The 13,113-nt window shown below is 35.5% G+C and carries 7 protein-coding genes; 6 read left to right on the forward strand and 1 reads right to left on the reverse strand.

The window, feature by feature from the left end:
* The first annotated feature begins 129 nt into the window (after positions 1–129).
* From QP953_RS13040 to QP953_RS13065, 6 genes are all read left to right on the forward strand, one after another.
* Positions 130–3,825, forward strand: coding sequence for a response regulator (locus tag QP953_RS13040; RefSeq protein ID WP_309555372.1), 3,696 nt, complete (start codon positions 130–132; stop codon positions 3,823–3,825).
* Positions 3,826–3,900: 75 nt separating this feature from the next.
* A complete protein-coding gene (gene aat / locus QP953_RS13045; RefSeq protein WP_052595272.1) occupies positions 3,901–4,596 on the forward strand; it encodes a leucyl/phenylalanyl-tRNA--protein transferase in 696 nt (231 codons plus the stop codon).
* Positions 4,597–4,869: 273 nt separating this feature from the next.
* Positions 4,870–5,685 carry a ParA family protein gene (locus tag QP953_RS13050; RefSeq protein ID WP_052595270.1) on the forward strand — a complete coding sequence of 272 codons (816 nt, stop codon included), beginning with the start codon at positions 4,870–4,872 and terminating at the stop codon, positions 5,683–5,685.
* 752 nt (positions 5,686–6,437) lie between these two features.
* Positions 6,438–7,700: an MBOAT family O-acyltransferase gene (locus tag QP953_RS13055; protein WP_309555373.1), complete on the forward strand. Its 1,263-nt coding sequence runs from the start codon at positions 6,438–6,440 to the stop codon at positions 7,698–7,700.
* Positions 7,701–7,747: 47 nt separating this feature from the next.
* Positions 7,748–9,097, forward strand: coding sequence for an alginate O-acetyltransferase AlgX-related protein (locus QP953_RS13060; protein ID WP_309555374.1), 1,350 nt, complete (start codon positions 7,748–7,750; stop codon positions 9,095–9,097).
* 8 nt (positions 9,098–9,105) lie between these two features.
* Positions 9,106–10,449 (forward strand): alginate O-acetyltransferase AlgX-related protein, encoded by a 1,344-nt coding sequence (locus QP953_RS13065; RefSeq protein WP_052595263.1) that lies wholly within the window; start codon positions 9,106–9,108, stop codon positions 10,447–10,449.
* Between the two features lie 145 nt (positions 10,450–10,594).
* On the opposite strand, the gene QP953_RS13070 is transcribed toward QP953_RS13065, so the two are convergent.
* The gene (locus QP953_RS13070; protein ID WP_309555375.1) at positions 10,595–12,931 is read right to left on the reverse strand and encodes an MMPL family transporter; all 2,337 of its coding nucleotides are present in this window, start codon (positions 12,929–12,931) and stop codon (positions 10,595–10,597) included.
* Between the last annotated feature and the right edge of the window lie 182 nt (positions 12,932–13,113).

Below are 13,113 nucleotides of genomic sequence, written 5' to 3' on the forward strand. Positions count from 1 at the left end.
TGGGTAGCTTTCAGTATTTTAGAACAAGAAATTAAGAAAAAGACCAAAGTAATAATAATCTATTAGAGTCTACTAAAATAATTGTATTCCCAAATTACCGATTAATATCCCCATAGACGAACCAAATAAATGACGAAGTACAGTATTATATTCGCCATTGTGCTGTTGTTATGCAATAGTGCTTTAGTAGGACAATCATTCTCTGCCAAAATACGGAGACTATCTATAGAAGATGGTCTTTCTAATCGTTTTGTCCGCAATACATTTCAAGATTCTAAAGGATTTATTTGGTTAGCGACCAATTATGGGTTGAATCGATATGATGGATATTCTTTTCGATTGTTAACCAAAGAAAAAGAAGGTCTAGCCAACAATGTTATTGATCAAATTTACGAAGATAAAGACAGTTGTCTTTGGGTTACCTTTTTAGATACAGAGTCCCGACCATTTGAGCAAGTTAGTATTATCAATATTAATACCCTAAAAGTAGAAAGCCTAACCGATAAATTTGGTGCTTCTTTTCCTATAAAAGAATACGATATCTTTGATATTTATCAAGCCGCTCCCAATGTTCTATTTATCGTCACCAAATCAAGACAAGTTTTTGAGTACAAAGGAAATGGTGCATGCAAAAAACTATTTGATTTGCCTCATGCCAATCATACATTGAGCAATATTTTGTTTTGCAAACATGCTATTTGGGTAATTGGGATGGGATATATTTTAGAGTATGATAAAGACGGGAATCTTCAAGAAGAAGATTTGTTGCCATTCAAGGATATTTTAGATGTTCGTTGTGATGGAGATCAGATTTTGGGATATGCCAAATACCTTCAACAGGATAGTTTATTTTATTTTTCCAAAAAGGTATCTAAGCCTGTCGATTACAATCCTGCTTCACTGACGTTTAAAAAGGAGGGAATTTATAGTAGTGTCTATATACGACAAGCACCAAATGGTTTGATTTGGTTTTATGATGAAACAATTTCAAAAATATACACGGCAAAAGGAGAGTTAGTTTACGATTTTACCAACCTCTTGTTGAGGGAGCGAAACCACAGTATTTTTAGCATTTTTTTTGATAATGATAATAACTCTTGGATTGCGACAACGGATGGCGTGTACCTATTTACTGTAGAGCCCAATAAGTTTCACACGTATCTCAACCAAGATGAATTTGTTCCTACAAGCAAAGGGTATAGCATTCGTGGTATCATAGAGGAGGGAGGTTTTTTGTATGTGAATACCTATTCTGGGCGTCAAAAAATTAATTTGCAGACAGGAGATGTCATTCATTTAGAAGATTCTATTAAACCAATAAAAGTAGGTGAGAATCGATGGCCGGAACTAGATGCTATAAAGGACCAAGAAGGAAATTTGTGGTTTTGCGGTCAAACCAACGATGTACAATGTTTGGACCCTAAAACAGGTGTTATCAAAACTTATCCTACCAAACACGCCATTCCTGTTAAAGAAGACTTTTATGAAGAAATGAACCTAAAGCTCTACCAAGATAGTTATGGTAGAATGTGGATGGGAACTAACGGAGGACTTTATTACCTTGATACTACTTATCAAGCATTTATTAAGTATAATGCTTATGGGTTTTGCGAACAACTCAATACCAGTATGGTCTATGCGTTGATGGAGGATACAGCAAACAATACCTTGTGGGCAGGAACAACATCAGGGTTGTATAAATTTGATTACAAATTAGGTCGATTTACCTATCATTATGGACCAGAAGAAAGTAAAGCATACTATATTCCACACGATTACATACTAACGATTCACAAGGATAGAACTGAGAATATTTTGTGGTTAGGAACACATGAAGGAGGTTTGATTAAGTTTCATCCCGAAGATGGTTATTTAGATCATTTTACCGTTGCGACAGGGCTTTCAGATAATGTAATTTATGCCATTCTAGAGGATGATAATGGTTTTTTGTGGATGAGTAGTAATTATGGGTTGATGCGCTTTAATAAAAAAACATATTGGAGTGCTGTTTATCTACCTAGGGACGGAATTACCACAGAGGAGTTTAACAAAATGGCATGGCACCAGTCCTCTTCAGGACGATTTTATTTTGGAGGAGTGAACGGTATTGTTGCGTTTTATCCCAATCATTTTCAAGAAGAGGGGGAAAGCTATACGCCAATGTATATCTTAAGTTATGAGTGTTTGAGTGGGCAAGCGAAAGAAATGGAGAATCGAACGGCTGAGTTATTGAGGACAAAGGAAATTGTTCTCTCACCCAATGATCATTTTTTTAAACTGAGTTTTGCCCTTTTAGATTATGAAAAGCCGAGCCAAAATCGGTATATGTACAAAATTGAAGACTCTGGACAAGGCTGGCAGTATACTTCAGAAAATGAAGTGCGAATCAATAGATTGCCTTATGGAAATTATGCCTTAATTATAAAAGGACAGGGCACCAATGGCGAATGGTCAAACAATGAAATTTACATTCCAATTAGAGTCAAAGCGCCTTTTTATAAGACCATTCCTTTTTTTGTAGGAATAGCCATTCTGTTTATTTTTATTGTATTGGGGGGAGCACGAATCTCTGTCCGAAACAGCCAAAAGAATAAGAAATATCTCGAACGTGAAATTGCCACTCGTACTCAGAAGTTGCTAGAACGTGAACAAGATTTACTCAAGGCGAAGGAGGAAGCTGAAAAATCATCACATGCTAAGGCGGAGTTTTTGTCGATTATGTCGCATGAGATTAGAACTCCAATGAACGCAGTTGTCAATTTGACAAATTATTTGTTGGAAGATGATCCTGCTCAAAGACAGGTCGAAAACTTAAATATTTTAAAATTTTCTGCGAACAACCTTTTAGCCATTCTTAACGATGTATTAGATTTTAATAAAATAGAGTCAGGGAAGGTAGAGTTTGAGGCGATTGAGTTTGATTTGTTGGGGTTGTTGGATTCTATCCATTATGGAATGTCTGCAAATGCTCGCAAGAAAAATATCAACTTCTTCTTAGATGCAGAGGTGAATTTATCTCAAATGCTGGTAGGCGATCCCAATCGATTAACACAAATTTTGAACAATTTGATAAGCAATGCCATTAAGTTTACAGAAAAAGGGCAAGTTAAGTTGACATTGAGTGTTGTTGAGCAAACCGATCAAAATATCTTGTTAAGGTTTGCAATTGCAGATACAGGAATTGGAATTTCGGAAGAAGAGAAGAAATATATCTTTAATATGTTTACGCAGGCAGCCTCAGATACTACTCGAAAATATGGAGGGACTGGTTTGGGCTTAGCCATTACAAAGCGATTATTACAACTGCAAAATTCAGATATAGAATTAGAAAGTACGGTAGGAAAAGGTTCTATTTTTTCATTTGAACTTGGTTTTGGAAAGGGGGCTTCGCTTGCCAAAGAGCGTGTTCTAGGTGCGCCTAAAGAACGCTTAGGAAAAGAATTAAAAGGAGCAAAAGTTCTGGTTGTGGAAGATAATACAGTTAATGTATTGGTCGTTCAAAAATTCTTAGAAAAATGGGGCGTTGATTTTTTTCATGCAGAAGATGGTCTAGAAGCAGTTAAAAAGGTTGATAAACAGCAATTTGATTTAGTTTTAATGGATATTCATATGCCTAATATGGATGGCTATGTCGCTACCGAAATTATTAGAGCTAAAAAAGATGGTCATTACAATCAGATTCCTATTATTGCACTTACGGCATCGGCATTAATGGACAACAAAGAGCGCATTTATGAAGCAGGTATGAACGATATTGTTGTCAAACCGTTTAAACCTGCAGAGTTGTACAAAGTGCTTGCAAAATATTTAGTAAAAAAAATATAACTTCCGTACGTTTGTTTCTTGCTAAGTAGAATTGCTAGAAAGCAAAAAGTTGAATCATCATATAGCTTTTAAATAATGTATTGGTTAACAGAAGAATTGGCATTTCCACACCCCAAATATGCTTCACCAGAGGGATTGTTAGCAGTAGGAGGTGATTTATCTCCTAAGCGACTGTTATTGGCATATGAGAATGGAATATTTCCTTGGTACAACGAAGGGGAACCCATTTTGTGGTGGTCACCAAATCCTCGTTTTGTGCTATTCCCTTCTGAAATCAAAGTGTCGAAAAGTATGCGACAGGTATTTCGAAAAGAAAAATTCCACGTTAGCTTTGATACGGCTTTTGATGAAGTGATAGAGGCTTGTGGCTCTATTCCTAGAACTGGACAAAATGGAACTTGGCTAACAGAAGAAATGAAAGAAGCCTATATTCATTTGCATCATTTAGGATTTGCACATTCTGTAGAAACTTGGGAAGGAGATAAGTTGGTAGGTGGTTTGTATGGCTTGGCACTAGGAAATTGTTTTTTTGGGGAATCTATGTTTGCAAAAACATCTAATGCCTCAAAAACTGCTTTAATTTGTTTGGCAAAAACCATAGAAAAAAAAGGATTTGATTTGATTGATTGCCAATCAGAAACCAAGCATTTGGCTACAATGGGCGCTAAATTTATAAATAGAGTAACTTTTTTGACTTATTTGGAAAAGAACAGACAAAATTCAACAATTAGTGGGAGTTGGTCAGACTGGGAACCTCAAATTCCTATTTAAGTAAACTAGATGTTTTTTTGAGTGATATTGGAGAAACGAAGCTAATAAAGCAAAGAAGGAGAATTAGAGCGACACTGCGAATAAGAATGTAGGCTTACAAAGGGATTCCTGTTATTTTAGTTAAATAAAAAACATAAGTTTGATACATTCATTGCAATGAGCCGTCATTTTTAGTTTAAAATTTTGTACATTTGCACTTAAGTATTATCACCTATAAACGTATTGAGAAGATTCTCAATGTTTGAATGCCAAAAACAATTATCATAAAAAAAGATGGGAAAAGTAATTGCTGTCGCAAATCAAAAAGGAGGGGTTGGAAAAACTACTACGGCAATCAATTTGTCTGCTAGTTTGGCAATTTTGGAATACAAAATCTTGCTGATTGATGCAGATCCTCAAGCCAATGCTACTACAGGGATTGGGGTTGCTATGGAAGAAGTTGACTACAATCTGTACGATTGTTTGATTAATGATATTCCTGTTTCAGATGCTATTATCTCAACAGAAACACCTGGCTTGGATTTAATTCCTGCTCATATTAACTTGGTCGGTGCAGAGATCGAATTGATCAATCGTTTTCGCAGGGAGTTTGTTTTGAAGGAAATTATCAAAGAGGTAAAAGACTCGTATGATTTTATTGTCATTGATTGCTTGCCTTCCTTGGGCTTAGTGACTGTCAATGCCTTAACTTCTGCTGATTCTGTTTTAATTCCTGTGCAATGTGAATATTTTGCTTTGGAAGGTTTGGGAAAATTGATGAATACAATTCGCCAAGTAAAAACGCAGTTAAACCCAGAGTTGGATATAGAAGGAATCTTGCTGTCTATGTATGATGCTCGTTTGAGATTGGCTAAGGAAGTAGTTTTAGAAGCTCGTAAGTATTTTGATAGTAGAGTGTTTACGACTATTATTCATCGTAATTCTAGAATTGCAGAAGCTCCTGGAGAAGGAATGCCTGTCGCCATGTACGATGCTGCTTCTAAAGGAGCCATCAACTTTTTGAACTTGGCACAAGAAATTCTCAAAAAGAATAATATGAAGGTGAAAGTCAAGAAAGTGACAAAATCGAAGTCTAAGTCTAAGAAATAAATTTAAAAAACTCCTATAAGGAGTTTTTTTTTGGCTTTTTTTATGCTATTTGCAGCTAAATAACCCTATCTTTCGACCTTCGTATTAACAAATAGTAGTTAGCTGTGCTGCTACTGCGTAGATGTTGCTTTCTCACTTTTTTAGCTCGCTACGCTCGTAAAATTGCAAGCTTAGTTAGTGCCACTGCTACGATGTGGTTTTAACGAACTATTGATTTCCAATTTGGAATTGTTAATATATATAGTACTTCGTGGATTATTTTATGAGATTGCTTTGCTTAGTTAGCTCGCTACGCTAGTGAACAACTTCTTTGTGCTATTAAGCACAAGCTTAATCGGCAAGCTTAGTTACCTTTGTTGCTCCCTTTGGTTGTGAGGTAGCCTTTGTTTAGCCGTTTGCTTAGTTCTCGAAAAAATAAAAAATCATGTTTGTATTGTTCTGATTATCAATGGTGTCGTTTTTGTCTTTTAAAAGGTGTTCTGATGATAATCAAAATGATATGATTTTTTACGAAGTATGGGTATAAGTAATCATTCATCTTTTATTAAGGCTAGCACAAAATGGTATTTAGCAGCATTAGTTTTTTGCTTTATTTTTTGCCTACTTTCCTATTTTTTTACTTTTTGAGTAGTAAAAAGAACAAGAACTGGGTTATTCTTGCATTTAGTATTTTTTTCTATAGTTGGGGGGCACCTAAATTTGTTTTCCTGTTATTGGCTTCGACTTTCATAGATTTTTATTTGGTGCGTTTCATGCATCAAACAGAGGCACAGCGAAGAAAAAAAATCCTTTTAGGCTTATCTATTACCCTCAATTTAGGACTTCTGGCCTTTTTTAAATACGCCAATTTTTTTGTAGAAAATGTCAATGCCTTAATCTCAACTACTGGAGGAACCGAAATACAATGGACAAAAATAGCATTGCCTATTGGAATTTCATTTTATACTTTTCAGACATTGACCTATTCTGTAGATGTTTATCGGAAAGTACACAAGCCATTGGAACGGGTCTGGGATTATATGTTGTATATCATGATGTTCCCTCAACTAATTGCAGGACCTATTGTGCGTTTTAACAGCATTGCAGATCAGATTGAGGATAGAGAAGAATCTTACAACGATCGTTTGTTGGGATTTTATAGATTTTGTATTGGCTTGGGCAAGAAGGTGTTGATTGCAAACGTACTAGGAGAAGCTGTCGCATCAGTCATTGGTTCTAATCCAGAAGCAGTGCTAGCAATTGATTGGAATTTGATTAATACTCCTATCGCTTGGTGGTGTATTCTTGCATATACTTTTCAGATATACTTTGATTTTTCTGGATACTCAGATATGGCAATAGGAATTGGAAGAATGCTAGGATTTACCTTCCCAGAAAATTTTGACAATCCATATACGTCTAGAAGCATTACCGAATTTTGGAGGCGTTGGCACATTACCTTAGGAGCTTTTATGAGAGAATACCTATACATTCCATTGGGTGGATCAAGAGTAGATTCTAAGGCTAGGATTTATTTTAACCTTTGGTTTGTATTTTTAATGTCTGGATTATGGCATGGCGCTTCGTGGAATTTTGTGTTGTGGGGAGCTTTTCATGGTATATTTTTGATTGTAGAACGAGTGTTCTTATTATCTCTGTTTAAGAAAATGGGCAAAATAGGAAATGTCATCAGCCTGTTTTATTGCTTTTTTGTGGTCATGATGGGGTGGGTTTTGTTTTTTATAGAAGATATTCGAGCCATTGGACGCTTCTATCGAAAACTATTTGGCTTTGACTTTTCGGTGGTAGAATCTCCTTACAGCACAGAGTTTTTTGTCATCCTATTTATTGCTATTGCCTTTGCTTTTTCGACCTTATTGCGCCCAATCAAAAGAGTACACGATTTGGTGTTTTTGGGAGAATACAACACTTGGCAAACGCTGGTTATGTATGTTGTTGCAATTAGCTTATTTGTTTTATCCGTATCGTCTATTGCTGCCAGCAGTTTTAATCCTTTTATTTATTACCGTTTTTAATTCTATTTGTTCTTTGATACCCCTGACTACTCTGTAAAATAAAAAAAATGATTTTACAGGAAACGAAGGTTTGTATTGTCAATCGTATGAAATTTAAGCAAGACATATCGAAGGTATTATTCTGTAGCATTCTTGTATTGTTGTTTGTGCCAATGATACAAGAAGAATATCATTGGGTAAAAGTAGGTAAACTGGATGGGTATGACCCTCATGTGCCTCAAGATAGTGCGCTAACAGCTAGTACTTGGTTGACAGGAACTTACCAAGTCGCAAAAGAACAGTATAGAGAGCGTTTTTTTGGTTTTAGAAATTGGGCAATACGAATAAACAATCAAGCCAAGTATAGTCTATACAGACGATCGGAAGCCGACAATATCGTTGTAGGTAAAAATAACTACTTGTATGGTGTCGATTATGTGGAAGCATATATGGGCAATGATTTTGTTGGAGAAGATGTGATTGAAGCAAAGTTACAGCGATTTAAAGAATTGCAAGATACTTTGAGCGAGTTGGGAAAACATTTATTTATTATTGTTACACCCAATAAAGCAGATTATTTTGCTGAATATTTGCCCAATGAAAATCAAACGAATAGAGTAGGGATAAAAACAAATTATGATTATTATGTCAAAGGTTTTAAAACACATGGTATCAACCATATTGATATGAATCAGTGGTTTTTGGATTTAAAACCAACCGCTCAATATCCTTTGTTTCCGCAAACAGGAATTCATTTGACGGATTATGGTTCTATTTTGTTTACAGATACTTTGATTGGATATGTGGAGCGTGTTTTAGATAAAGATTTACCTGATTTTTCATGGTCAGATATGAAATTGAGCGGAGAAGCAAGAGATGCGGATAATGATGCAGAACGAGCTTTAAATTTACTATTCAAACTGCCGTATTACGATTTGCCTTATCCAAGCATTCACATCGATGACACCAATAAATACAAACCAAAATCGTTGACAATAGGAGATAGCTTTTACTGGACGTTTGTGCATTGGAAGGGGTTGATTAAGGTGTTTGATAATGGCGATTTTTGGTATTATAACCGAGAAGTCCACCCAACAAGACAAGCCGTTAGTAGCCTTAATTTGGAAGAAGAAATAAAGGATAAGGAAGTCATTTTTATTATCAATTCTGCCTTTAATCTTTGGCGTTTGGGCTTTGGTTTTGATTTGGATTTGTACAAGCATTTTTTTCCTAAAAAGGTGCTAGAAGACAAAGCATTGTTGGAAATATTGATTCAAGAGCGAATGATAACCGCTCGAAAAGATAAAAAATGGATGGCATTATTGGAAGAACGTGCTACGAATGCTGGGGTGCCTTTTGAAAAAATGTTGTACGACAATGTGGCTTATGTTATCAAACAAAAATTGCAAAAACAATAACAATTATTATGAGTAGAAAAACAAGCAATACGATGCAAAAACGTCTATTTTATCTTATTGTAGCAATGCTTTTTTTGCCTATACTACAAGTGCTGTTTAGTTTCGTTAAGGTCGGTAAACTAGGGGGCTACGAGCCTATTCCTGGTGATGTAACGTTTAGTAAGGCTGCTTGGGTAGATGGTTCTTATCAAGATGGTAAAGAAAAATATTTAAAAACACATTTTGGATTTAGAAATTGGGCATTGCGTTTGGACCATCAAGTTGCCTATTCTTTGTATAATAAGTCTAAGGTACACGCTGTTGTTATTGGAAAAGAAAATTATTTGTTTGATTACGACTATATCTTGGAACACAATGGAAAGTTTGAAGTCAAAGAATTTGAAATCAACACTCGTTTGAATCGTTTGGTTCAACTACAAGATACGCTAAAAAAGTTGGGAAAACACTTAATGGTTGTTATTGGTCCCAACAAAGCAGATTATTTTCATGAATATTTACCAGATGAAGATCAAATTCCTCGTGAGGGTTTAAAGACAAATTATGATTATTATATAAGAGGAATGCGAAAGCGAAACATCAATTTGGTAGATGCCAATGCTTGGTTTTTAGAAATGAAAGGCAAAACAGCTTATCCGCTATTTCCACAGACAGGAATTCACTTTAGTTTCTATGGGGCAGCCTTGTTTGCCGATTCGATCATCTCTCATGTAGAACATGCACTAGGAAAGGATTTGCCTGATTTTGGATGGACAAATATGGAAATGGCTAAGGAGCCTAGAGAGGAAGACGACGATTTAGAACAAGCATTGAATATTATTACTAATATTCCATCTTACGAATTGCCTTATCCTACGATTGTCATTAATGAAGAAGGAAAATATAAGCCTCGTTCTCTAACAATAGGAGATAGTTTTTATTGGCGTTTTGTCAATTGGGGAGGCTTACAAAAGGTTTGGAAGGATGGTCAGTTTTGGTATTATAATCGAGATGCTCATCCTAGTAATCGCCAAGTGGCCAACTTAGATTTTGGAAAAGAAATTGAAAAGGCAGAGGTAATTTGTATTTTGATGGCTTCTGTCAACTTGTGGCGTTTTGGTTTTGGTTTTGATGATAAATTGTATGATTATTACTTTGGTGACAAGGAAAATGCAAAAGCTATGGCGCCTACTGTAGCGCAACCAGATGATTTTGATATTTTGGTGACTCGTAAAATAGAAGAAGCGAGGAATAACAAAGAATGGTTTGAATACATTCAGAAAAAAGCAAAAGAAGAAGGGGTAGATATAGAAATTGCCTTGCAAAATGAAGCAGTGTATGTAGTGAAAGCAGAGCTAGGTATGTTAGATGATTAGATAAATCATATTTAAAATAGGTTGTTGTGCCTTTTTTGATTACAACGTTTTGGGGTGTTAGTATGCTTCATTTTTAGTGTTAAGTAATCGTTCAGAAAAAAACAATCTCAACACTAAAAATGAAGCATTGGCATTTAAAACATGATTAGCCCATCCACTTTCGAAGCATAATTGGAATGATCAATAAATCGCAAACTAGGGCAGAAATTAGGGTAGAACTAATCAAAATCCCAATCGTGATGGCTGGTGGATTAACAGACATAAGTAAGCTTAAAAAGCCGAAAAATAAAATAACAGTTGTTAGGCAAATGGCTTTCCCCGTTTCTAATAATGTGATCCGAATGGCCGCTTCGGTGTCGTAGCCTTTGTCTTTGGTAAGTTTGAATTTGCTTAATAGGTGGATGGTATCATCAATGGCAATTCCAAAAATAATAGCAAATACAATTGCGACCCCTGCTTCTAATGGAATATCCGCAAAACCAAGAATTGCTGCTGCGATAAGCAAAGGAAGTAGGTTTGGAATCAGTGTTATAAGCAACATTTTTATGTTTTTATAAATAAAAGCAACTAGACAACTAATAACTAAAATGGCGAATAAAAGCCCTTGTAATAAAGAGTCTCGAATGTACGAAGAATTCTTATCGATGATGATTCCTGTTCCTGTCGAGCGTGTTTGAATGATAGTCGAATCAATATGTTGACTAATCCATTGTTTGCTTTCTGCCCGTATCTTATTAATGTTGTCGGCTCCAATATCTAAAACCTTGGCAGAAATACGCGTGTGTTTTTTATCCTTGCTGACCAGAATCCCAAAGTTGCTATTCTTCGACATTCGTTTGGCTAACTTCTGATACTTTTTAAACTCTTGTTCTGTTTCGGGAAGTTTAAACGCTGTTGCTTTATTGCTATGATAAGCTTGATGAATAGTTTTGTACAAGCCTGTGATAGAGCTCATGGATTTGACGGCAGGATATTGTTTGAAATGTTGCTCTATCTTGTCAATTTCTTGAATAACTTCAAAGTCATTGGCATCATAATCTCCCTGTATACTAACAGCGATTTCAAAGGGTCTAAAACCACTAAATTCTCGTTCGAAGAATAAAAAATCTTTTGTTACCTCCGCACCTTTAGGAAGGATTTTGATAAATTGTGTGTTGGTGGTGATTTTACTTACCCCAATCAAGCAAACAACAACTAATACAACAAAACCTGCCAAAATAGGACGGGTGTGTGTTTGTGTAATTTGATAGACCCATTCCATCCAAGTCACCCAAATGCTCGGTTTCTCATTTAGTTTGATAATTTGTTCTTTTTGAAAAAGGGCTAAAATGGTGGTTGTAAAAATAACGACAGAAATGTAGGCAATCATAACTCCTATAGCGGCATTGATTCCAAACTGTTGAATGGGAATCAGTCGGCTTGTGACTAAGGATAAGAAACCAACGGCTGTTGTTGTTGAGGTTAAGAAAATAGACATACCTATTTCTCGAATAGTCGTCTGGATGGCATCAAATTTTGATTGCCCTTTTTGTAATTCATCAATGTATTTGGACATGACATGGATCACATCGGATGTTGCCACAATAATCATAATAATGGGATAAAGCAAAGCCATCGTATCTAAAGTTCGTGCAAATACTCCTAACATTCCAACAAACATAAGAAGTCCAACAACAATCGAAACTAAGGCAACAACAATTCCCCAAAGTCGTCGAAAAAGAAAGAGCATGACCACAAACACTAAAAAGAAAGAAACGATGGTAGAAAGAATGAATTCTTTAATTTGTAGTTTGACAATCTCTGTTTGAAAGAAGGATCTGCCTAAGAGATGATGATCGTTAAATTGATATTCTTGAAGCAGTGCTTTCACTTGACTTATCATCAAACTAGCTGCTTGTTGTTCAATATTATCTACTGTTTTGAGAACCACAACCAATGTCTTAGCATCTTCAGAAATAAAATTATCGACTAGGCGTTCATCAGCTAATATTTTTTGTCTATCCTTTTCGTAGCGACTAGTATCTTCTAAGTGTATAGCGGGAATGGTGCTGAAACCTGTAAATGGATTTTTGATAGGATATTCTACTTGCAACAACGATTGAGCACTTAAAATAGGGCGCATCATAACAATAGAGTCACCTTGATCGTTGATACTAGGTCGATATATTTTATGGTCAATGCTATCTAGATGGTTGGGCGCTTCAAATTCGATGTGACGGACTTTTAAAGAAAAATCTAAGACTCGCTCTAGAAAATCTTGCTCAAAGACCCCTTCTTCGCGATGAATGCCTACTAAAAGAAAATTATCATCAGGTTCAAAACGTTCTTTGAATTCTAAAAAGAACTTTAAATCTTCGTCTCCTGCTGGAAAAAATTGTTCAAAATCAAATTCAAATTGGACGCGTTGGGTGGCAAGGTAGGTTCCCGTGATACTTAAAATAACAAATAAGGAAATGATAAACTTTGGATAACGTACAAACATTCTTTTATTTTGGTTGAGTAAATCAAAACAGTTCGTTGAGATCACGCAGCAACAGCGGAACAAACGACTAAAATCAAATACCTAATCTAAGGTAGCATGCATAAAAAGTGAGGATTGTTTTTGTTATTTTCTATAAACAATTGACCACATTTTTTATATTTTACTCTATAACACAAATACAA

The organism is Aureispira sp. CCB-E (assembly GCF_031326345.1).
GTDB lineage: Bacteria > Bacteroidota > Bacteroidia > Chitinophagales > Saprospiraceae > Aureispira.

Coding starts and splice junctions, on each gene's coding strand:
- QP953_RS13065 (WP_052595263.1), top strand. CDS start 9,106: ATGAGTAGAAAAACAAGCAATACGATGCAAAAACGTCTATTTTATCTT.
- QP953_RS13070 (WP_309555375.1), bottom strand. CDS start 12,931: ATGTTTGTACGTTATCCAAAGTTTATCATTTCCTTATTTGTTATTTTA.
- QP953_RS13040 (WP_309555372.1), top strand. CDS start 130: ATGACGAAGTACAGTATTATATTCGCCATTGTGCTGTTGTTATGCAAT.
- QP953_RS13055 (WP_309555373.1), top strand. CDS start 6,438: ATGCATCAAACAGAGGCACAGCGAAGAAAAAAAATCCTTTTAGGCTTA.
- QP953_RS13060 (WP_309555374.1), top strand. CDS start 7,748: ATGATTTTACAGGAAACGAAGGTTTGTATTGTCAATCGTATGAAATTT.
- QP953_RS13050 (WP_052595270.1), top strand. CDS start 4,870: ATGGGAAAAGTAATTGCTGTCGCAAATCAAAAAGGAGGGGTTGGAAAA.
- aat (WP_052595272.1), top strand. CDS start 3,901: ATGTATTGGTTAACAGAAGAATTGGCATTTCCACACCCCAAATATGCT.